This window comes from Rugosimonospora africana, from assembly GCF_016862975.1.
GTDB classification, from domain to species: domain Bacteria; phylum Actinomycetota; class Actinomycetes; order Mycobacteriales; family Micromonosporaceae; genus Rugosimonospora; species Rugosimonospora africana.
This window is the reverse complement of the sequence record NZ_BONZ01000056.1, coordinates 60,024-80,974: the sequence shown is the minus strand read 5'-3', so window position 1 is coordinate 80,974 and position 20,951 is coordinate 60,024. Positions and strand designations below refer to the sequence as shown.

Below are 20,951 nucleotides of genomic sequence, written 5' to 3'. Positions count from 1 at the left end.
TCCGGTTCGGCTAGCCGCTTCCGCCGGCTATCGCCGCCGACGGGGCCTGGAAGTTGACCACCGGTTGCCCCTTCAGCGCCGTCGCGAGCGTGTTCGCGACCGCGCTGTTCACGCTGGAGGACACGCCCTCGCCCGCGAGGTCGCTCGGGTTGTCGGGGTCCGCCGCGATCGCCGCCGCGGCCAACTGCGGGGTCACCCCCACGAAGGTCTCCGTCGCGTTGTTCTCGGTACTTCCGGTCTTCCCGGCGATCGGCCGCCCGGCCAGGATCGAGCCGACCTCCGGTGCCGTACCCCCGTCGCACATCCCGAACGCCGACTGCTCACCCACCGGGCAGCGGCCCGCGTCCGCCGCCGCCCGGGCGATGTCCGGCGAGACCGCGGTACGGCAGTTCGGGTTCGCCGCGGACACCTCCCTGCCATGGGCGTCCTTGATGGACAGCACCGGCAACGGATCGCAGTACCGGCCGTCCGCCCCGAGCGTCGCGTACGCGTTCGCCAGGTCGAGCGGGGTCGTGTCCGCCACGCCGAGCGTGAAGGCGCCCCAGTTGATGGCCTTGACGCCGGCCAGGTCGGCATCGGCCGGAGCCCGGAAGGTGATGCCCAGCCGCTGCGCCATGGCCACCGCCTTCTCCGGGCCGATCTGTTGCTCCAGCCAGACGAAGTAGGTGTTCACCGAGCGGCCGAAGCCGTTCCACATGGTCCGCGGGCCGTCCATCCAGGACGGGTTGTCGTTACCCGGGCACCAGTACCCGTTGCAACTGGCGGAGCCGTTGGCGTACCACTTGGTCTGCAGCTTGGCCGGCGAGTTGAACTGAGTCGACAGCGGCTTGCCGTCCTCCAGCGCTGCCAGCATGGTGAACATCTTGAACGTCGAGCCGGCCGGATAGCCCTGAATGCCCCCGTTGCCGCCGATCAGTTGGGCGGTGCTGTTCGGATAGCCGACCTTGCCCGGGTTCTCCTCCAGCGAATAGTGCCGGTTGACCGCCATCGCCGCGATCCGGCCGGTACCCGGCTGGACGACGGCCAGCGGCAGGGCCATCGGGCTGCCGTACCCGTACACGCCCAGCGACTGGCTCAGCGCGGCCGCCTGGGTCTTCGGGTCCAGCGACGTCACGATGGTGTAGCCGCCCTCCTTGAGGGCATCCTTGCGATCCTGCTCGGTCTGGCCGAAAGCCGGCTGATTGGTCCACCACTGGGTCAGGTAGTCGCAGAAGAAACCCCAGTCGTTGTGCTGGTCCGGCACAGCGGAGCAGTTGTTCGGCTCGATGCTGGTCTTGATGTGCAGCGGCTCGTTCTTCGCCTTCGCCGCCTGGGCCGGCGTGACGACCTTCATCCTCGCCATCGAGTCCAGCACGTACGAGCGCCGGGACAGTGCCGCCGCGCGGTCGCCGAACGCCGGGTTGTCCACGTCCGGCGACTGGACGATGCCGGCCAGCAGTGCGGCTTCCGCCAGGGTGAGCTGACCGGGTGTCTTGCTGAAGTAGGAACGGCTGGCCGCGTCGATCCCGTACGCGCCGTTGCCGAAATACGCGATGTTCAGGTACCGGCGCAGGATCTCCTTCTTCGAATACTTCTTGTCGAGAGCGGTCGCGTACCGCATCTCGGTTATCTTGCGTCCGGCGTTGTTGGCGGTCGCGTCCACCCGCCGCTGGGGCGACAGGTTCGGATCCTCCTTGAGCACGTTGCGCACGTACTGCATGGTCAGCGTGGACGCGCCCTGCTGGGCGTTGCTGCCCCGGCCGTTGGAGACGAAGGCCCGGATGACGCTGCGCATGTCCACGCCGCCGTGCTTGTAGAACCGGGCATCCTCGGACGCGACGATCGCTTCCTGCATATACGGCGAAATCTGGTTCAACGCGACATCGTGCCGCCGCTCGTCGTAGAACTTCGTGATCAGCGTCTTCCCGTCGTTCGCGTAGACGGTGGTGATCTGCGGGTTCTGCGGGATGTTCAGAGCGTCGGGCGCCGTGTTGTAGAAGTTCGTGACCCGATTGAGGACCAGACCGTACAGGCCGGCAGCCGGGAACGCGAACACCGCGAGGGCGGCGCCGGCCAGGATGCCCGAAACGGCCAGACGGGACGCTTTACCACTGAGAAAACGATCGAACACGCAACAGATCGTTCATGCGATCGGGGTGAACCGAACTCACCTACCGGAGGTGAGATTTCAGTTCCGTCGCACAGATACTCCACAGTGGACAGTGTGAGGCGGCCCGCCCGGCTCGACGCCGGACGGGCCGCGAAACCGATTCACCAATAATGGCGCCGGCCGGCGACCGGCCGCCCGACCGATCCCAACAGGAACAGCACGGCACCGATCACCAGCACGATCACGCCGATGGTCCACAGGATCGAGACCTTGAGAAGCAGGCCCAGCAACAGCAGGACCACACCGAGAATGATCATCTTACGACTCACCTTCTGGTCACGGGGAAGACCATGACCAGGAAGTACCCGAACCTCAGATCATTCAATCCCGTCAGTGCCGCGGGTGCCGGCGGCGCGGTCGTCGGACCCATCGCCGAACCGCGGCGCCCCCGGGATGCGCGCGCCGGGCCATTCTCCGCGACGTGCCTGTACGGCGAGGGATTGATATGTATCATGACGCTCGGTGCGGTCGGCGTTCCCCCGTGCGCTCGGCCGCACCACCCAGAAACCGTCCGGGCTCCCGGCCCGTTGACCACCCTCCCGGTTCCCAGCGCGCACCGCCGCCTCGGCATCCGCAGACCCGGGAGGCAAGACGAGGGTGCCACCTACGGGTCGTAGGGTGCTGGCAGGGTCCGCCGCGCTGGCGATTTTGATAGACAGCAGTCGAAGCCACGAGACGCGTCGCGCGACGGCGCGCGGCGCCGAGACGGAGGTTCGACGTGACCTCAGGAAGACTGCGCTTCGTCGCTGTCGCGACGGTTTCGACGCTGGCCGCCCTCGCACTCGCGTTGGCTGGGCAACCGGCGTCCGCGGCGCTCACCACGCACACCGGCACCGGCGCGGTGTCCGCCGGCCGGAACGGCGGAGCCGGCGCCGCCAAGCCCGCGCCCGCCGACCCCGGCACCACTCACCGAGCCCGCGCCCGTGCGCTCGACGATGACGAGCCCTCCGAGCACACCGTCCCCAACGATCTGCTCAAGGAGCAATTCGCGGAGGGCGAGGAGGACGAGGGTGGCGACGAGCCCACACTCTCCGCGCTGTGTCAGGACTACATCGGCAAGCCGAACCCATACCGCGACCCGGCCCCGAACCTGGATCTGATCAAGGGCGACACGGTCGTACCGGTCGGCAGCCAGGCCGGCTGCAGCTCGGCGCAGAACGAGACCACCATCGCGGTGAACCCGTACAACCCACGCAACGTGGTGGCCGGCTCCAACGACTACCGCATCTTCAACGATCGGGAACAGCGCAACGACAGCACCGGCGTCGCGCTCACGAGTTTCGACGGCGGCCGCACCTGGAAGGACGTCGTGCTGCCGCACCTCGGGTACGACACCGGAGCGACCGGCGCTCTGTCCTACATGGACTCCGCCGGCGACCCGGCCATCGCCTTCGGCCCGGGCAACACCGTGTACTACGCGAACCTGGTGTTCAGCCGGGTGGTGCCGACCGACGGCTCCCAGCAGGCCAGCGGGCTCACCGTCTCGGTGTCCCACGACGGCGGACTGACCTGGGGCGACCCGGCGATCCTGCAGCTCGACGGCGTCACCGCGGCCGGCGCCCCGGTGCCCACCGACGTCTTCAACGACAAGGAATGGATCGCGGCCGACCCGACCAGCGGTACGGTCTACGTCACCTGGACCAGGTTCACCTACGACAGCGACGGCAACTACCTCGAATCGCCCATCATGTCGGTGCGCTCCGGCAACTTCGGTCGCACCTGGTCGGGCGCGACCCGGGTCTCCCCGACGCTGGACAGGTTCAAGGGTGGGATCACCCCGTTCGGTTCCGGCTCCAATCCTCAGGTCGGCAACGACGGGACGCTGTACATCGCGTACGAGACCTCGATCTGCGCGACCGCCGACTGCGACGCCGCGGACGACCACGACGCCGTGGTCATGGCGACCTCGCGCGACGGCGGGCGCACCTACCGCAGCCAGGAAGTGTCCAGCGACTTCGACTTCCCGGAGACCCTCACCGGGGAGAACTTCCGGCTGAACAGCTTCCCGCAGCTGGCCTACGACCGGCTGACCGACCGGCTGTGGATCACCTGGGCCGACGACCGTGACGGCCGGTACTCGAACGGTTCGTCGGTCAAGACCAACGGCGACACGTTCCTGGTCGGCTCGAAGCACGGCAGCGCGGGCTGGTCGAAACCCGTCAAGCTGGGCAGCGGTACCGATGAATGGTTCCCGGCCGTCGCCGCGGTGGGCAACCGGGTCGTGGTGTCGTACTACACCCGTACGTTCGACCCGCACGGCATCGGCGTCGACTACGCGTACTCGGCGGGCTGGGGCGACAACCTCGGCGGCCTGCGCCGGATCACGACCCAGACCGCGAACCCGCAGGTCCAGTTCGTGAGTACCGACGAGGACGGCAACGTGCTGCAGGGCGTGTTCATCGGCGACTACAGCGCCCTCGCCATGGGCATCGACTTCGTCGCGCATCCCTGTTGGACCGACTTCCGCGGCAACCCGGGGACGACGGACCCGAACCAGGATGTCTACAGCCAGGGCATTCCGGCACTCTTCTGACGTTTCCCCACCCCGGAGCCGGGCCCGGTCCGATCGGACCGGGCCCGGTCGGGTATCCGGCCGGCCGCTCGGGAAATCAGCGCCAGCCGTTCGCGGAGTCAGAGCCGGGCGGTCGGGGAGTCAGAGCCAGCCGGCCGGGAAGTCAGAGCCAGCCGCGCCGCTTGAAGATAAGGAACAGAGCCGCGGCGAGGACCACGATGATCGCGATCGACGAGATCACCCCGGACACGTGGCCGTACCCCGGGTACGGCACGTTCTCCCCGTAGAACCCGGTGACCGCGGTCGGTACCGCGATGATCGCCGCCCAGCTCGTCACCTGCTTCATGATCGTGTTGACCCGGTTGCCGCGCAGCGTCAGGTGGGTCTCCAGGACGTTCGTGATGAGATCGCGCAGCGACTCCGTCCACTCCGTCGCGCGCAGTACGTGGTCGTAGATGTCCTGGAAGTACGGCGTCATCGTCTCGTCGACGATCTGCAGGTCGCGCCGCATCACCGAGTTGATCACCTCGCGCATCGGCAGCACGACCCGGCGCAGGTTGACCAGCGACTTGCGAAGCTCGAACGTGAGCAACTGGATCCGCTGGTCCTGTGGCCGGTCTTCGAACAGCCGGTCCTCCAGATCCTCGATCTCCGAATCCAGCGCCTGTACCGCCTCGAAGTGGGTATCGACCACGTAGTCGAGCAGGCCGTGCAGCAGGAACGAGACGCCCGACCTGGCCAGATCGCGGTTGTCGTCCCACCGGGCCACCACCTGGCCGATGTCGAAGGCCACGTCCTTGCGCACGGTGACCAGCGCGTTGGAGGTGACGAACGCGTTCATCTCGTAGCTGGTCAGCTCGCCGGAGTCACGGGCGAGCCCGGCACAGTAGGCGGTGATGAACAGGTGGGTGGGGTAGCGGTCCAGCTTGGCCCGCTGGTGGCTGTGCAGCGCGTCCTCGACGGCCAGCGGGTGCAACCCCAGCTCCTCGCTGATCGTCCGCAGCTGTTCCGGACTCGGCGTGCACAGGTCGAACCACACCGTCGCGGTCGGATCCTTGATGTACTCCGAGACTTCCTCGATCGGGAAATCCTCGGCCTCGAGCCCACCGTTGCGGTACAGCCGGGTGTACGCCATGACCGTCAAGATATGCCGGTTGTCGCCGACCGGCTCGCGGACGCGGGGAATCTCCCGTGAGCGGGGCTCACGAGCGCGGCGCGACACGCGGCGTCCGGGACCCGCGGGACGGGTCGGCCCGCACTTCCCGGGCCGCGCGACGCATTGATGATCGTCGCCGATGTGATTCCCAGTTTTGAGTGTCCTGGCAGGTCCGGAAGCCGTTAGTCTCTACGGGTTCGCGCGAAACCCTCGCATTCGCGGTGAGTTGTTGCGAGAGTGCGGTACGTGTTCAACGACTGGTCTGGGTCGCGGCGCAGACCGGCCGAGCCAGGCTGGTCGACGACTGGTCTGGGTCGCGCGCGGCGCAGACGCGCCGAGCCAGACTGGTCGAACGAGTTCGTGGAGGCCCCGGTGACCAACCCCTCGCGACACATCGACGTCGACGACAAGGACCGGCATCAGCGGCTGGTCCAGAAGTTCGCCATCGGCGGCGCGGCGGTGCTCGCCCTGGTGGTGCTCGGCGTCTTCGCAATGGTGATCAAGGAGGCCGCCAAGCAGCCAGTCCGCCCGGTCTCCGATCCGCAGGTCGTGTCCGCGCTGAACCCGAGCGGTCCGGCATCCGCCTCGGCGTTCCCGTCGGGCTCGCCGAGCGCGTCCGTCTCGGCTCCGGCTTCGCCGTCGGTCCGGCCATCGGCGACGCACGCCCCGACCCACGCGCCCACGCACGCGCCCGCACCGGTGCGCACGACCGCGAAGCCCCCGTCCTCCGGCAACGCCAGCTATGAGAGCCAGGTCGTCACGCTGGTCAACCAGCAGCGGGCCACCGCCGGCTGCCCGGCGCTGACCGTCGACTCACGCCTCACCGCGGCCGCCCGGGGGCACTCCCAGGACATGGCCACCCGCAACTACTTCGACCACAACACGCCCGACGGCGTCACCCCGTGGACGCGCATCACCAACGCCGGCTACAGGTACTCGGCGGCGGCGGAGAACATCGCGGAGGGGCAGACCACCCCGGCCTCGGTCATGGACGCCTGGATGAACAGCGAGGGGCACCGGGCCAACATCCTCAACTGCTCGCTGCGCAACATCGGTGTCGGGCTGGCGTACAACAGCAAGCACACGCCGTACTGGACGCAGGACTTCGGGACGCCCGCGTAGACCCTACGCGGCGTAGTGCCGCAGCAGGGCCGCGCGGATCGCCGGCCGGGAGCCGAACACCTGAAGAAACAGTGCCTCCCGGGCCATCCGCTCCGGGTGGCTGCCGCGTAGCACGGCACCGGAGCCGGTGGCCACGGTCAGCGCCGCCACCGCCCGCGTCGCCAGTGCCGAGGCCGCCGCCCGCCGCTCCGGCATGACTTCCGGAGGCCCGGCGTCCAGCCCGGCACGGCACTCGTCGAGTTCCCGGTTCAGCGGGTCGGATCCGGTCAGCCGTACGCAGCGGTCGACCAGCCCGAGCGCGAGCGAGCCGTTGCCACGCAGCCCCGCGGCGTCCCGGGCCGGCCAGTCCGCGAACGGCACGACGATGGTCACCCGGTCATCGGGTACGAAGTGATCGGCGAAGCGCACCACCACGGTACGGCTCGCCGCGACCGCGACGAGATCCAGCGGCTCCACGGCCAGCGTGGGCCCGGTCGCCGCGTCGAGCAGCGCCCAGATCACCGTCTCGGTCGAGCCGTCCGCCACCCGAGCCGCGGTGTGCAGCACGTCGATCATGTCCCAGCCGGTCACCCAGGGAGCCTCGCCGGTCAGCAGGTACCCGCCGTCGACCCGCCGCGCCCGTACCCGCGCCGGCCCGGGCTGCACGCCGGCCTGGGCGGCACCGGCCCGGCACCGGCCCGAGCGCAGCTCGTCCAGCCACCGTACGCGCAGCTCGGGACGCTCGGCGGCGGCCACCGCGCGGACCGCGCCGTGATGCTGGAGCCACACGAACGCGGTGGTCAGGCAGCCACTGGCCAGCGTCTCCACCAGCCGGCCGAGCAGCGTCGCGTCCACCTCGGTGGCGAGCCCGTAGAAGCCCTCGGCAGCCAGCAGGTCGAGCTGGGCGGCCGGGATCCGGTCGGCCCTGTCGACCTCGGCGACGGACGGCCAGAGCACGTTCTCGGCCATCTCACGCGCTGCGTCGAGCGGTCGCTGCGGGGAAGACACAGCCACCACGATAGGGCCGCCCACGACAGGGCCGCGGCCAACCCCGCCTGCTAGCGCCAGCCGACGTCGATGCGTTGGCCGCGGTCGTCGAAGAAGTGCAGCGCCTCCATCCGGACCGACACCGCCAGCGGATGCCCGCTGCCCACCGCCGGGTACGGAGCGAGCCGGACCGCCAGCTCGGCGGGGCGGCGATGGTGCCGGCCGGGGTCGCTGAACACACCCTCGGAGTTGCGCCCGCCCGGCCCCGGCTTGCCGTTCCCGCCACGACCGTTGTGTCCGGCCACACTCGCGCCGACCAGTTCCTGCTCGCCACCCCGGCCGGCCACCCGCTTCACCAGGTTGCCGAACCGGCGCAGGCCGCGGGGGCCGGCGACTTCCGGAGGAGTGCCGCCGATGTCGTCGACGATCACCGCGTACGCGCCGATGTCCAGGAACGCCAGCGACTCGTGGCCGTGGTGTTCGAGGTACCGGATGCGGCCGCGCAGCACGTCGCCCTCGGTGTCGACCGGCACCGGTACCAGCGCCTCGGCCCGCATGCCCACGACGATGCGCTCGCCGTGGTAGTGCGCCACGGCCCGGGCCCGGATGTCGTTCCACGGCAGGTACAGCGTCTGCTCGCCCATGTGCAGCGCGATGTGCCGGTCGAGGTGCACGTAGACCTGCGCCTCCAGCAGGTTCATCCGCGGTGCGCCGAGGAAGGCGGCGACGTACAGGGTCGCCGGGCGCCCGTACACCTGGGTCGGCGTACCCACGTCCTGCAGCACCCCGCGCCGCATGATGGCGACCCGGTCGGCCATGGTCAGCGCCTCGGCCTGGTCGTGCGTCACGTAGAGCGTGGTGACGCCGAGCTCACGGGTCAGCCCGGAAATCTCGGCCCGCAGCTCGGCCCGCAGCCCACTGTCCAGATTGGACAGTGGCTCGTCCATCAGGAACAGGCCGGGCCGGCGGACGATGGCCCGGCCCATGGCGACCCGCTGCCGCTGGCCACCGGACAGCTGCGACGGCCGCCGACCCAGCACGTCGCCGATGCCCAGCGCGCTGGCCACGTCCGCGACCCGTTCCGAGCGCGGCTCGGCGTCCACTCCCGACAGTCGCAGCGGAAACCCGATGTTGTCGCCGACGGTCATGTGCGGGTAGAGGGCAAAGTCCTGGAAAACCATGGCAATCTTGCGGTCGCGCGGCGCCAGATCGTTGGCGAGTTCGCCGTCCAGCACGATCGCACCGGACGTCGGATCCTCCAATCCGGCGACCATCCGCAGCACCGTCGACTTGCCACAGCCGGACGGCCCGAGCAGCACCATGAATTCACCGTCGCCAACATCTAGGTTGACGTTGTCGACAGCGATTGTGCCGTCAGGAAACACTTTCGTGACATCTTTGAGCGCGACGGTCGCCACTCCGTCACCTCCCGGGCGCTAAAAGATCATGCAGGCCAGCGACCCGCCCCGAGTCATGTACTGTTACGAAGAGTGTTGACTTTGGCCATCGGGTAAACGTGCCATCTTTGGCCGGTAATCGTGCATTAACCGACTCCGATTAGCACTCAATCACGTTTACGGCCAGACCGCCACGCGCGGTCTCCTTGTACTTCACCTTCATGTCGGCGCCGGTCTCGCGCATCGTCTTGATTACCTTGTCCAGTGACACATAGTGCTCGCCATCTCCACGGAGAGCCATTCTTGCCGCGGTAATGGCTTTGATGCTCGCCACTGCGTTGCGTTCGATGCACGGAATTTGCACGAGGCCGCCGACCGGATCGCAGGTCAATCCGAGGTTGTGCTCCATCGCTATCTCGGCCGCGTTTTCCACCTGGCCGGGCGAGCCGCCCAGCACCTCGGTCAACCCGGCCGCCGCCATCGAACAGGCCGAGCCGACCTCGCCCTGGCAACCGACCTCGGCGCCGGAGATGGACGCGTTCTCCTTGAACAGCACGCCGATCGCGCCGGCGGTCAGCAGGAACCGCACCACCCCGTCGTCGTCCGCGCCCGGGATGAACCTCGTGTAGTAGTGCAGCACCGCGGGGATGATGCCGGCCGCGCCGTTGGTCGGGGCGGTCACGACCCGGCCGCCCGAGGCGTTCTCCTCGTTGACCGCGAGCGCGAACAGGCTCACCCAGTCCATCACCCGCAGCGGATCGGTCGCGAAGACCTCGGACTCCAGTGCGCGCCGCAGCTCGCCGGCCCGTCGCCGAACCTTCAGGCCACCCGGCAGCACGCCGTCGGCCCGGCAGCCGCGCTCCACGCAGTCCTGCATCACGTGCCAGATGTGCGACAGGCCCGAACGCACGTCCGCCTCGCCCCGCCAGGACAGCTCGTTGGCCAGCATGATCTCGCTGATCGAGCGGCCCGCCGACCGGGTCCGATCGAGCAGTTCGGCGCTGGTCCGGAACGGGTACGCCACCGGCGTCTCGTCGGGCTTGAGTTCGCCGGTCGCCTCGTCGACCACGAAGCCCCCGCCGACCGAGTAGTACGTCCGCTCGGCGAGAGCCGCGCCCGACCGGTCGACGGCCGTGAACACCATCCCGTTCGGGTGGAACGGCAGCGTACGGCGGCGGTGCAGCACCAGGTCCCGGTCGGCGTCGAAGTCGACCTCGTGCGACCCGAGCAGCGCCAGCCTGCCGGAGGACCGGACCGCGGCGACCCGGTCGGTGATCGTGGCGGTGTCCACCGTCTCCGGATCCTCGCCGGCCAGTCCCAGGATCACCGCCCGGTCGCTGCCGTGGCCGTGCCCGGTCGCCCCGAGCGACCCGAACAGCTCGGCCCGTACGGCGGCCACGTGGGCCAGGGTGCCGTCGGCCTTGAGCGCCGCGACGAACGTACGGGCGGCGCGCATCGGACCGACCGTATGTGAGCTGGATGGCCCGATACCGACCTTGAACAGGTCGAAGACACTAATCACCGCTGGTCCCTCTGCGCCGTCCGCCGACGCCGTTGTCGGCCGATACGTCGGAGCCTAGCTCGCCGTGAAGGTCACCGTGATGGTGGTGTACCCGAGTGACTTGAGCAGTTGTTCCAGCATTTCCTTCGTGTTGTCCTCGGCCCGCTGGATCAGCCCGCTGTCCTTGGCCGCCTGCTGGATGCGCTGCTCGCCGAGCTTGTAGAGCTCCTGCTCCTTGTTCTCGTCGCCGCCGAAGAAGTCGCCGATCCGGTTGGCCAGGCCCTTCTGGGTCGCGAACACGTAACTCTTGTCGTGATCGATGTTGGTCTTCTCCAGCGCGGCGGCCGGCAGCCGGACGGTGACCGTCTTGTGATCCGTCGAGTCGGTGATGTCGCCCTGGCCGATGTTGGTGAAGTCGACGTAGGCGTCGACCGAGCCCACGCAGACGAACAGGGCGCGGTCGTTGAAGATGATGTCCGGAATGAACCGGCGGTCCTGCTGAACGTCGATCACTTCCTGGAAGTTGCCGCTGGCGGCGTCGAACCTCGCCAGGTCCTGGATCGACAGCAGCAGCGTGGGCTGGCTGCGGTCGGTCTTCTTGGACGCGAACGGGTTGTGGAAGTGCGGCAGCAACCCGGACACGTTCAACACCAGCGCCAGCACGACCACCAGCGCGACGGCCCCGGCCAGCCAGACCAGGCAGCCGCCGGGGCGCCGGCGGGCCTCCGGCAGATCATCGCCGCCGTCGCCGCCGTCACCGCCGCCGTCGACCTCGCGCCGGGCCAGCGTGCGGACCTGCTCCCCGGAACCGCCGGCGGCGCCGTGCGCTTCGGTCGCCGGCTCTCCCTCCGGCCACCCCGTACCGGTGTCGATCTCTGGCAGCTCTGATGTCGGGTGCAGGTCGTGGCCCGCGGCCGGCTGCCGCACGGTCGGCTCCTCGGGCAGCCCCGCGCGACCGGGCTCAAATGACGGGTTCGATGCCATGGCCAGTCCTCCCGCCTGTGATCGAGTTCTGTCCACAGCGTAAGCGGAGGGTGCGACAGTCGCGACCGGACGGGACCGGCGGGAAGGATCTAGCTGAAGGCCGACAAACCGGTCAGCTTCTGGCCTACCACCAGCTGGTGGATTTCCGAGGTGCCCTCGTAGGTGAGCACGCTCTCCAGGTTGTTCGCGTGACGCAGAATCGGGTACTCGCCGCTGATCCCGTTGGCGCCCAGGATGGTGCGGCACTGCCGGGCGATCGCGATCGCCTCCCGCACGTTGTTGAGCTTGCCGACACTGACCTGCTCAGGCGTCATCGACCCGGCGTCGGCCCGGCGGCCCAGGTGCAGGGCGAGCAGATACCCCTTCTGCAGTTCGAGCGCCATGTCGGCGAGCTTGGCCTGGGTGAGCTGGAAGCCGGCGATCGGGCGACCGAACTGCTCCCGGGACACCGCGTAGTCCAGCGCCACCGACAGGCAGTCACGGGCGGCGCCGAGCGCACCCCACACGATGCCGTACCGGGCCTGGGTCAGACAGGACAGCGGAGCCCGCAGGCCGCGCCCCTCCGGCAGCCGCGCGGAATCGGGCAGCCGGACGTCGTCGAGCACGATCTCCCCGGTCGCGGACGCGCGCAGGGACATCTTGTGCCGGATCTCCCGGGCCGTGAAGCCGGGCGTGTCCGTGGGCACCACGAAGCCCCGGATGCCCTCGGGGTCGCGGGCCCAGATCACCGCCACGTCGGCGACCGGCGCATTCGTGATCCACATCTTTCCGCCGGACAGGATCCAGTCGTCGCCGTCCCGGCGTGCCCGGGTCGCCATGGACGCCGGGTCGGAACCGTGGTCGGGCTCGGTCAGGCCGAAACAGCCGATCGCCTCGCCGCTGGCCATGGCCGGCAGCCACGCGCGCTTCTGCTCCTCGCTGCCGTACCGCCAGATGGCGTACATGGCCAGCGAACCCTGCACGCTGACCATGCTGCGTACCCCGGAGTCAGCCGCCTCCAGTTCCAGGCAGGCCAGCCCGTACGCCACAGCGGAGGCTCCGGCGCATCCGTATCCGGTCAGGTGCATACCGAGAAGGCCGATCGAGCCGAACTGCTTGATGAGCTCCCGTACCGGCGCCTCACCGTCCTCGTACCAGCCGGCGACGAACGGCCGGACCCGCTCGTCGACCATCCGGCGTACGACGTCCCGGATCTGCCGCTCTTCGTCGGAGTGGAGGGAGTCGAGGTCCAGCAAGTCCAAGGATGTCATCGCTACCCCAGGGGTCATCCCCGAGGCAGGGTCAGCACTCGGGCGTGGATCGTGGTCCGCTGCTGCAGCGCGGCACGCAGCGCGCGGTGCAGGCCGTCCTCCAGATACAGGCCGCCCTCCCACTGCACCACGTGCGGGAACAGGTCGCCATAGAACGTCGAGTCCTCGGCCAGCAGGCGGTCGAGAGCAAGCTCGCGCTTGGTGGTGACTAGCTGGTCGAGGCGCACCGGCCGGGGTGGGATCTCGGCCCACTCCTTCATCGTCAGTTCGTGCTCCGGATACGGACGACCGTCCCGGACCGCCTTGAAGATCACGCCGGTCGCCTCCCCCTTCCAGTACGCCCGTTCCGTGGCCGCTGCCAGCCAGCCTAGCGACCACCGGCGAGTGTCACGACGCCGCTGCCCGCCAACGGCCCCGATGCACGACTTCGTCGACCTCCCGCCGGCCACGGCGCAGCGACGGTGACCGACGGTCCGGGGCAGGATAGCCCACAGTTACGGCACCGATCGGGGTGTACTCCTCTGGGACGCCGAAGGCCGCCCGGAAGGTTGCCATCGACTCGGGAGGGATACCGAAAAAGCACGCGCCGAGCCCGGCGTCCACCGCGCCGAGCAGCATCAGCAGGCTGGCCATCCCGGCGTCGATGTGCCAGTACGGCACCGGCCAGCGCGCCTCGTCGCGGTCGGTCCAGCCCTTGTCCGGCGCCGCGTACCGGTCCAGGTAGATGTCCCGGTTCGAGTGCGGCACGATGATCAGTGGCGCCCGGCGCATGCCGTCCAGCCAGGCGTTGGCCGGCCGGACGGGCTGAGTCGGCTGAGCCGCGTCCGGGGCGCTCGCCTCCGGCGCGGGAGTGGTCGCGGCCCAGAACCGCTCCCGGTCCTCCGGCGCGGACAGCACCAGGAACCCCCAGCCCTGGGAGAAGCCGGCCGAGGGTGCCCGGATCGCGTAGTCGAGCAGCCGCTCGACGGTTTCGGCCGGCACCGGCCGGTCCGGGTCGTAGTTGCGGACCATCCGGCGGCGCCGTACGACCGTGTCGAAGTCCATCCCGGTCATCGCCCGGGCGCCGGCGTGATCCCCCAGGAGCCCTGCCAGGTCTGTCCCGGCTCCAGCGTCACCACGTCCCGGCCGGAGTGGAACGCGTCCGGCGGGCAGGTCATCGGCTCGACCGCCACCGAGCGGCGGGTCCGCGGGGTGGGCACGGTGTCGCCGGTGAACAGCTGCCACCACCCGAACGCGCCGTCGGCCCACACGGTCACGATCGGATCGCCATCCACAGTGGACAGGACGACGCTCGACCCGCCGTCCGGCACCTCGCCGAACGCCGTGTTGAGCCGCGCGCCGCCGATCGCGCGCGGGCTGGTGAAGTCGTAGTCTCCGCCGGCCACCCGGGCCGCCCCGATCGGCAGGTCGCGACCATCGAGCAGCAGCCGGCTGCGGGCCGGCACGGTCAGCGCGACGTCGTCCACCGAGCCCGGGACGGCCAGGTACGGGTGCGCACCCAGCCCGAACGGGGCCGGGCGGTCGGCCAGGTTGGTCGCGGTGTGGCTCGCGGTCAGCCCGGCGTCGTCCACCGTCCAGGTGGTCGTCAACCGCAGCGTCCACGGGTACCCGGGCTGCGCCGGGAGCTGGTGTTCCACCGTCACCGACGAGTCGGACACCTCGGTCGGCCGCCAGGGCGCCCAGCGGGTCAGCCCGTGGATCGCGTTGTGCTGGGTGGGCTCGGACAGGGACAGCTGGTGGGTCTGGCCGCCGAACGTGTAGCGCCCGTCACGGATCCGGTTCGGCCACGGCGCCAGCACCTGTCCGGCGCCGCTCGGGCACAGCTCGGACTCCTGGTACCCGTCGATCACCTCACGGCCCGACGACCGGTAGGCTCGCACTCCGCCGCCCACCTCGACGACCGTGGCCTCGTGATCCCCGGACTTGATCACCCACTGCGTACCCGATGGCGAGAACGCGTCCATCTGCATGACGGCGACCTTAACTCAGGGGCGGCTTGCGGCATAGCGCAGCAAAGACGGAAAAACCACGGCGAGAATGACGGCCACCACGCTCGCGGCGATACCGCCACCGACCCAGGCGGCGCCCAGTCCGAGCGGTACCGCGGTCGCGCCCGCTCGCAGGTCGCCCAGGCGCGGCCCGCCCACCACCACGGCCGTGAACACGCCCTGCATCCGGCCGCGCAGATGGTCCGGGGCATAGGTCTGCAGAATGGTCTGCCGGTAGATCGCGCTGACCAGGTCGGCCGCGCCGCCCACCGCGAGCAGCAGGACGCACAGCCACAGCGAGTGGGCCAGGCCGGCGGCCGCCACCGCCAGGCCCCAGACCACGACCGCCCCGATCAGCGCCGTGCCCTGCCGGCGCACCCGGGCGACCCAGCCGGAGGTGAGCCCGGCGACGACCGAGCCGAGCGCGATCGAGGCGTACAGCCAGCCGATCCCGCCTCCGTGGAACCGCTGCGCGGAGATCGCCGGGAACAGCGCCCGGGGCTGCGCCAGCACCATGGCGACGATGTCCACCGCGAACGACAGCAGCAGTACCGGCGTGGTGGCCAGGTACCGCAGCCCGAACATCACGTCGGCCAGCCGTCCCCGGGACCCGCCGCCCTCGCCCTCCTCGGGCGCGATGGCCGGCAACCGGAACGCCGCCCACAACGCGACGGTGAAGGTCACCGCGTCCACGCCGTACGCCCAGGCCACGTTGTACTGAATCAGAACCGCGGCGACCAGTGGCCCGGCGACCGACGCCGCGGTACTGGCCGTGTAGTTGAGCGTGTTGGCCTGCGGCACCTCGTCGAGGTCGACGATCCGGGGGATGATCGCCGAACGGGTCGGCGAACTCACCGCGACCGCCGCCGACTGGGCCGCGACCAGTACCAGCAGCAGGCTTCCGCTGTCCACGCGCAGTACGGCCTGGGCCAGCAACCCGAGCGTGCACACCCACATCAGCACCGAGCTGACGAACAGCAACCGCCGCCGGTCCACCGCGTCGGCCAGCGCGCCGCCCCACAGAGCGAAGATCAACAGTGGGATGAGCCCGGCCAGCCCGAGGTACCCGACCCACAGCGTGGACTTGGTCAGCGCGTACATCTGCACCGGCACCGCGACGGCGGTGAACTGGGTACCGAAGAATGAGGTCGCGTTGCCGATGAAGACCCGGCGGTACGCGGGGTGACGCAGCGGCCGGACGTCGATCGCGAACCTGCGCCAGCCGGCGTCCGGTTGTGGCCGGACGTTGATCCGTTCCGTGCTGTCTGGTGCTGTTCTTTCGGCGCCGGCCTCGTCGTCCGGCCCGGTGAGCTGATGTCGAGCGTCGGTTTCGGTCATCGGTCGACTGGTCTGGGTCGTCGCGCGGCGCCAGACGCGCCGAGCCAGACGGGTCGGTCGACTGGTCTGGGTCGTCGCGCGGCGCCAGACGCGCCGAGCCAGACTGGTCGAAAGGGTCCCGTCACGGCGCCAGCCTTTCCGTCAACCATTGACCGTCGTCGTCCCGCCGATACCGCAGCCGGTCGTGCAGGCGGCTCACCCGGCCCTGCCAGAACTCGACCGTGACCGGGCTGATCCGGAATCCGCCCCAGTGCGGCGGGGGCGGCACGTCGTCGGCGCCGAACCGGTCCTCCACCGCCCGCCAGGCGGTCTCCAGGGCGGCGCGGCCGGGCAGTGGGCGGGACTGCGGGCTGGCCCAGGCGCCGAGCTGGGCGCCGCGCGGCCGGGTGGCGAAGTAGCTCTCGGTCTCCTCGCGGCTGGTGCGCTCGACCGGACCGGTGACGATCACCTGCCGGAAGATCGCGAACCAGGGGAAGACCAGGCTGGCGTGCGGGTTGGCGGACAGCTCGGTGCCCTTGCGGGACTCGTAGTTGGTGAAGAACACGAAGCCGTGCTCGTCGTACCCCTTGAGCAGCACGGTGCGGCAACTGGGCCGGCCGGCCGCGTCGGCGGTGGCCAGCACCATGGCGTTGGGCTCGGGCAGCCCCGCGGCGACCGTATCGGCCAGCCAGCGGCCGAACTGGGTCGGCCAGTCGGCAGCGAGGTCCGGTTCATCGAGCGTTCCGCCGGAGTACTCCCGGCGTAGTTCGTCGAACGTTCCGGACGACATCGCCTCTCCCCAGGACTGCCTGCGCGCGCCCCCTGAGCCTGGCGCCGCGCCCACTATTAGATCATCCTGCCCTCGGCACGCTCACCTGCGCGAACAACTGTCGTCCGGAACACATCGCGCAGGATTGCCTACCGCCGGCATCCACACTGCGGGAAAGATGTCGCCCGTAGCACACCAGGACTGTCTCGCCCACCGGGTTGTCCGGCAGGCAAGATGAAACGTGAGCGCAACAGACAGTCATACCGGGATCGCCCGAGTGTCTTGACCGGTCAACCGATCGGTGGAGGCGCCGTCAGCGAGGACACAAGATCCAGGAGAACGAGATGTCCGATTTCAAGCCGGGTCTCGAAGGCGTGATCGCTTTTGAGACTGAGATCGCCGAGCCTGACAAGGAAGGTGGGGCGCTGCGATATCGCGGCGTCGACATCGAGGATCTGATCGGAAAAGTGTCCTTCGGTAATGTCTGGGCGCTGCTGGTCGACGGCAAGTTCGGCCCGGGCCTTCCGCCGGCCGAGCCGTTCCCGGTGCCGGTGCATTCCGGTGACATCCGGGTCGACGTCCAGTCCGCGGTCGCCATGCTCGCCCCGTACTGGGGCCTCGGGCAGCTGCTGGACATCTCCGGCCCGCAGGCCCGCGAGGACCTGGCCCGGGTGTCGGTGACCGCGCTGTCGTTCGTGGCGCAGTCCGCCCGCGGGCTGGGCCTGCCGGCGGTCCCGCAGAAGGAGATCGACAAGGCGTCCACCATCGTCGAGCGGTTCATGAAGCGCTGGCGGGGCGAGCCGGACCCGCGGCACGTCAAGGCCGTCGACGCCTACTTCATCTCGGCCGCCGAGCACGGCATGAACGCGTCCACCTTCACCACCCGGGTGGTCGCCTCGACCGGTGCCGACGTGGCCGCCTGCATCTCGTCCGGCATCGGCGCGCTGTCCGGGCCGCTGCACGGTGGGGCGCCGTCCCGGGTGCTGCACATGATCGAGGCCGTGGAGAAGAGCGGCGACGCCGAGGGGTACGTCAAGGGCGTACTCGACCGGGGCGAGCGGCTGATGGGCTTCGGCCACCGGGTGTACCGGGCCGAGGACCCGCGTGCCCGCGCGCTGCGGCGCACCGCCCGTGAACTGGGTGCCCCGCGGTTCGAGATCGCCGAGGCGCTGGAGAAGGCCGCGCTGGAGGAGCTGCACGCCCGCCGGCCCGACCGGGTCCTGGCGACCAACGTCGAGTTCTGGTCCGCCGTGGTCCTGGACTTCGCCGAGGTACCCGCGCACATGTTCACCTCGATGTTCACCTGCGCCCGGGTGGCCGGCTGGAGTGCCCACGTCCTGGAGCAGAAGCAGCTGAACCGCCTGGTCCGGCCGTCGGCGCGCTACGTCGGCCCGGGCCCGCGCAAGCCAGAGGATGTCGAAGGGTGGGACAAGACGCCGCACGGCGTCTGAAAGGCCCGATAATCGGTGCGGTACCGGCTGCGGCCGGTGCCGCACCGTTTGTTTCTGCGGAAGGATGGCGGGGTGGACATCCAGATCCCCGACGAGCTGCTGCCCGCCGACGGCCGATTCGGCGCCGGCCCGAGCAAGGTGCGCCCGGCCGCGGTCTCCGCACTCGCCGGCGTCGCGACCAGCTACCTGGGCACCTCGCACCGGCAGAAGACGGTCCGTGATCAGGTGGCCCGGCTGCGCCGCGGCATCGGCGAGTTCTTCGGGCTCCCCGCCGGCTATGAGGTCGTCCTCGGCAACGGCGGTTCGACGGCGTTCTGGGAGGTAGCGGCGTTCGGCCTGATCCGGGACCGGGCGCAGTTCGCGAGCTTCGGGGAGTTCGGCGCGAAGTTCGCCGCCGCCGCCGAGGCGGCCCCGTTCCTGGGCGAGCCGACCGTGCGCAAGGCCGAGCCGGGCAGCGCCCCGTCCCTCGTCGCCGAGCCCGGGGTGGACGCATACTGCTCGCCGCACAACGAGACGTCGACCGGCGTCGCCGTACCGGTCCGCCGGGTCGCCGGCGCGGACGAGGGCGCGCTGATGCTGACCGACGGCACGTCGGGCGCGGGCGGGCTGGACGTCGACCTGACCGAGACTGATGTGTACTATTTCGCCCCGCAAAAGTGCTTCGGGTCGGACGGCGGGATCTGGCTCGCCCTGATGTCCCCGGCGGCGCTGGCCAGGGCTGCCGAGATCAAAGCGTCGGGACGGTACATTCCGGCGTTCCTCGACCTGGTCACCGCCGTGGAAAACTCCCGGCTGGAGCAGACCTACAACACTCCCGCGCTGGCCACCATCTTCCTGGCCGCCGAGCAGGTCGACTGGATGCTGGAGCAGGGTGGCCTGGCCTGGGCCGCGAAGCGCACGGCGGAGAGCGCCTCGATCCTCTACGGCTGGGCCGAGCGTTCGCCGGTGGCCAGCCCGTTCGTGACCGACCCGACACTGCGGTCCAACGTGATCGCGACGATCGACTTCGCCGACGGTGTGGACGCGTCGGCCATCGCGAAGGTGCTCCGCGCCAACCGCGTCGTGGACACCGAGCCGTACCGCAAGCTGGGCCGCAACCAGCTGCGGGTGGCGCTGTTCCCGTCGATCGAGCCGAGCGACGTCGAACGGCTGACCGCGAGCATCGACTACGTGGTCGCGCGACTTTAACCTCTCCGTCGGCGTGGCTTGCGCGCATCCCGGGCGCGAGGCGCGTACGGTGGCGTGATAAGTCGACGCCTCGCGAGTACGGACGGAGGAAAGCGATGCGGCCGGTACGCTTCGTCGCCCTCTCCGAGGACGGCCGTGCCTTCGTGCTCGCCGACGAGGTGGGCCGACTCCTCGCTCTACCGAACGACGATCGGATGCACGCCGCCATGCGGCCGCCTGCCCACTCGTCGTCGGCCGCGGCGCCCGCCGTCGCGGTCGGTCACCCGGAGATCTCGCTGTCGCCGCGTGACATCCAGGCCCGCATCCGGGCCGGCGAGTCCGCCGACGACGTGGCGCGGATCGCCGGCGTGCCGGTGGACCGCGTGCTGCGCTACGCCGGGCCGGTGCTCCAGGAGCGGGCCATGCTCGCTCAGCACGCCCGTCGGGCCCGGCTGAAGACGTCAGACAAGGGTGCCTCGCTGGCCGAGGTGGTCGACGGCCGGCTCGCTCAGCACGGTGTCGACGCCGAGAAGATCGCCTGGGACGCATACCGCCGCGACGACGGCACCTGGCGGATCGTGGCGACCTGGCCCAGCGGCAAGGCGACCGCGCAGGCGGTCTGGGAGCTGGACAAGACCCGCACGCACGTCGCCCCTCACGACGACATGGCGCAATACCTGTGCGCAGACCGGCCGATGCCGATCCTCGGGCAGGACCCCCAGGTCGAGCGCGCCGGACGGGGCCTGGCCCCGCCGATGCGTGGAGAGACCGGCCGGGGTGGCCACGAGCCGATGCGGCCGTCCGCCGACACTGCGCGGCGCGAGTCGCGTCCGGGTCGCGGCCTGGGTGAGCCGGCCCGGCCCGCCGACCCGATCCGGGCCGGCCGGGACGCGCTGCTCGCCTCGCTCGATCGGCCGCTGGCGCCCGGTGAGCCGGGCGGCCTGTCGCCGGACGCACCTCGGCAGCGGTCGGTCGCCGGTGGCGCCGCGGCCCTGCTCGGCGGCGGTTCGGGCAGCGCCTTCGACGAGGACCCGGACCAGGCCAAGGAGGTGCCGGCGGTGCCGTCCCTGGCGGTACTGAGGCCCCGGCGCAGCGCCGCGTCCAACTCCGGCGACCAGGGCGGGTCCGGCACCGGCGAACAGCCGCGCAAGCGCCTGCCCAGTTGGGACGACGTACTGTTTGGTTCCGCGCCGGCCCGGGAAAGTAGCTGAACCGGGGCTCT

General features: G+C 70.1%; 18 protein-coding genes. 5 read left to right on the top strand and 13 right to left on the bottom strand.

The genetic code is table 11. From position 1 onward, the window contains the following. Nucleotides 1-10: 10 nt before the first annotated feature. Nucleotides 11-2,110, bottom strand: coding sequence for a transglycosylase domain-containing protein (locus Raf01_RS28810; protein WP_239134000.1), 2,100 nt, complete (start codon nt 2,108-2,110; stop codon nt 11-13). Nucleotides 2,111-2,250: 140 nt separating this feature from the next. Further along, nucleotides 2,251-2,406, bottom strand: coding sequence for a DUF6131 family protein (locus Raf01_RS28805; RefSeq protein ID WP_203921174.1), 156 nt, complete (start codon nt 2,404-2,406; stop codon nt 2,251-2,253). 461 nt (nt 2,407-2,867) lie between these two features. Here Raf01_RS28805 and Raf01_RS28800 point away from each other — a divergent pair, with 461 nt between their 5' ends. Beyond that, nucleotides 2,868-4,682 carry a sialidase family protein gene (locus tag Raf01_RS28800; protein WP_203921173.1) on the top strand — a complete coding sequence of 605 codons (1,815 nt, stop codon included), beginning with the start codon at nt 2,868-2,870 and terminating at the stop codon, nt 4,680-4,682. Nucleotides 4,683-4,824: 142 nt separating this feature from the next. On the opposite strand, the gene Raf01_RS28795 is transcribed toward Raf01_RS28800, so the two are convergent. Next, nucleotides 4,825-5,796 carry a magnesium transporter CorA family protein gene (locus tag Raf01_RS28795; protein ID WP_203921172.1) on the bottom strand — a complete coding sequence of 324 codons (972 nt, stop codon included), beginning with the start codon at nt 5,794-5,796 and terminating at the stop codon, nt 4,825-4,827. A 393-nt stretch (nt 5,797-6,189) separates the two neighbouring features. On the opposite strand from Raf01_RS28795, the gene Raf01_RS28790 reads away from it, so the two are divergent. Continuing rightward, nucleotides 6,190-6,939: a CAP domain-containing protein gene (locus Raf01_RS28790; RefSeq protein ID WP_203921171.1), complete on the top strand. Its 750-nt coding sequence runs from the start codon at nt 6,190-6,192 to the stop codon at nt 6,937-6,939. 3 nt (nt 6,940-6,942) lie between these two features. On the opposite strand, the gene Raf01_RS28785 is transcribed toward Raf01_RS28790, so the two are convergent. The 10 genes from Raf01_RS28785 to pdxH form a co-directional block, all read right to left on the bottom strand. After that, nucleotides 6,943-7,926 (bottom strand): acyl-CoA dehydrogenase family protein, encoded by a 984-nt coding sequence (locus tag Raf01_RS28785; RefSeq protein ID WP_203921170.1) that lies wholly within the window; start codon nt 7,924-7,926, stop codon nt 6,943-6,945. 50 nt (nt 7,927-7,976) lie between these two features. Next, nucleotides 7,977-9,323: an ABC transporter ATP-binding protein gene (locus tag Raf01_RS28780; RefSeq protein WP_203921169.1), complete on the bottom strand. Its 1,347-nt coding sequence runs from the start codon at nt 9,321-9,323 to the stop codon at nt 7,977-7,979. Nucleotides 9,324-9,462: 139 nt separating this feature from the next. After that, on the bottom strand, nt 9,463-10,824 hold the full coding sequence (locus tag Raf01_RS28775; protein ID WP_203921168.1) for an L-serine ammonia-lyase: 1,362 nt from the start codon (nt 10,822-10,824) through the stop codon (nt 9,463-9,465). 54 nt (nt 10,825-10,878) lie between these two features. Next, a complete protein-coding gene (locus tag Raf01_RS28770) occupies nt 10,879-11,787 on the bottom strand; it encodes a DUF4230 domain-containing protein (RefSeq protein WP_203921167.1) in 909 nt (302 codons plus the stop codon). 89 nt (nt 11,788-11,876) lie between these two features. Next, entirely contained in the window at nt 11,877-13,037 is a 1,161-nt protein-coding gene (locus Raf01_RS28765; RefSeq protein ID WP_203921166.1) for an acyl-CoA dehydrogenase family protein, read from the bottom strand. A 14-nt stretch (nt 13,038-13,051) separates the two neighbouring features. Continuing rightward, nucleotides 13,052-13,351: a type II toxin-antitoxin system VapB family antitoxin gene (locus Raf01_RS28760; protein WP_203921165.1), complete on the bottom strand. Its 300-nt coding sequence runs from the start codon at nt 13,349-13,351 to the stop codon at nt 13,052-13,054. Between the two features lie 73 nt (nt 13,352-13,424). After that, nucleotides 13,425-14,081, bottom strand: a complete 657-nt coding sequence (locus Raf01_RS28755) for a nitroreductase family protein (protein WP_203921164.1) — start codon at nt 14,079-14,081, stop codon at nt 13,425-13,427. A gap of 5 nt (nt 14,082-14,086) precedes the next feature. Then, on the bottom strand, nt 14,087-15,007 hold the full coding sequence (locus Raf01_RS28750; protein WP_373319592.1) for an aldose 1-epimerase family protein: 921 nt from the start codon (nt 15,005-15,007) through the stop codon (nt 14,087-14,089). Between the two features lie 15 nt (nt 15,008-15,022). Further along, a complete protein-coding gene (locus tag Raf01_RS28745) occupies nt 15,023-16,363 on the bottom strand; it encodes an MFS transporter (protein WP_203921163.1) in 1,341 nt (446 codons plus the stop codon). Between the two features lie 121 nt (nt 16,364-16,484). After that, nucleotides 16,485-17,132, bottom strand: a complete 648-nt coding sequence (gene pdxH / locus Raf01_RS28740) for a pyridoxamine 5'-phosphate oxidase (protein ID WP_203921162.1) — start codon at nt 17,130-17,132, stop codon at nt 16,485-16,487. A 323-nt stretch (nt 17,133-17,455) separates the two neighbouring features. On the opposite strand from pdxH, the gene Raf01_RS28735 reads away from it, so the two are divergent. From Raf01_RS28735 to sepH, 3 genes are all read left to right on the top strand, one after another. Beyond that, the gene (locus Raf01_RS28735) at nt 17,456-18,562 is read left to right on the top strand and encodes a citrate synthase 2 (protein WP_203921161.1); all 1,107 of its coding nucleotides are present in this window, start codon (nt 17,456-17,458) and stop codon (nt 18,560-18,562) included. Between the two features lie 78 nt (nt 18,563-18,640). After that, nucleotides 18,641-19,750, top strand: a complete 1,110-nt coding sequence (gene serC / locus Raf01_RS28730) for a phosphoserine transaminase (RefSeq protein WP_203921257.1) — start codon at nt 18,641-18,643, stop codon at nt 19,748-19,750. A gap of 95 nt (nt 19,751-19,845) precedes the next feature. Continuing rightward, nucleotides 19,846-20,940, top strand: a complete 1,095-nt coding sequence (gene sepH, locus Raf01_RS28725; RefSeq protein WP_203921160.1) for a septation protein SepH — start codon at nt 19,846-19,848, stop codon at nt 20,938-20,940. Nucleotides 20,941-20,951 lie beyond the last annotated feature (11 nt).

Excerpts from the sequence above, each read along its gene's own strand:
- Raf01_RS28805 (WP_203921174.1), bottom strand. The coding sequence starts at position 2,406 with ATGATCATTCTCGGTGTGGTCCTGCTGTTGCTGGGCCTGCTTCTCAAG.
- Raf01_RS28795 (WP_203921172.1), bottom strand. The coding sequence starts at position 5,796 with ATGGCGTACACCCGGCTGTACCGCAACGGTGGGCTCGAGGCCGAGGAT.
- Raf01_RS28770 (WP_203921167.1), bottom strand. The coding sequence starts at position 11,787 with ATGGCATCGAACCCGTCATTTGAGCCCGGTCGCGCGGGGCTGCCCGAG.
- Raf01_RS28765 (WP_203921166.1), bottom strand. The coding sequence starts at position 13,037 with ATGACATCCTTGGACTTGCTGGACCTCGACTCCCTCCACTCCGACGAA.
- Raf01_RS28755 (WP_203921164.1), bottom strand. The coding sequence starts at position 14,081 with ATGGACTTCGACACGGTCGTACGGCGCCGCCGGATGGTCCGCAACTAC.
- Raf01_RS28750 (WP_373319592.1), bottom strand. The coding sequence starts at position 15,007 with ATGCAGATGGACGCGTTCTCGCCATCGGGTACGCAGTGGGTGATCAAG.
- Raf01_RS28745 (WP_203921163.1), bottom strand. The coding sequence starts at position 16,363 with ATGACCGAAACCGACGCTCGACATCAGCTCACCGGGCCGGACGACGAG.
- pdxH (WP_203921162.1), bottom strand. The coding sequence starts at position 17,132 with ATGTCGTCCGGAACGTTCGACGAACTACGCCGGGAGTACTCCGGCGGA.
- Raf01_RS28735 (WP_203921161.1), top strand. The coding sequence starts at position 17,456 with ATGTCCGATTTCAAGCCGGGTCTCGAAGGCGTGATCGCTTTTGAGACT.
- sepH (WP_203921160.1), top strand. The coding sequence starts at position 19,846 with ATGCGGCCGGTACGCTTCGTCGCCCTCTCCGAGGACGGCCGTGCCTTC.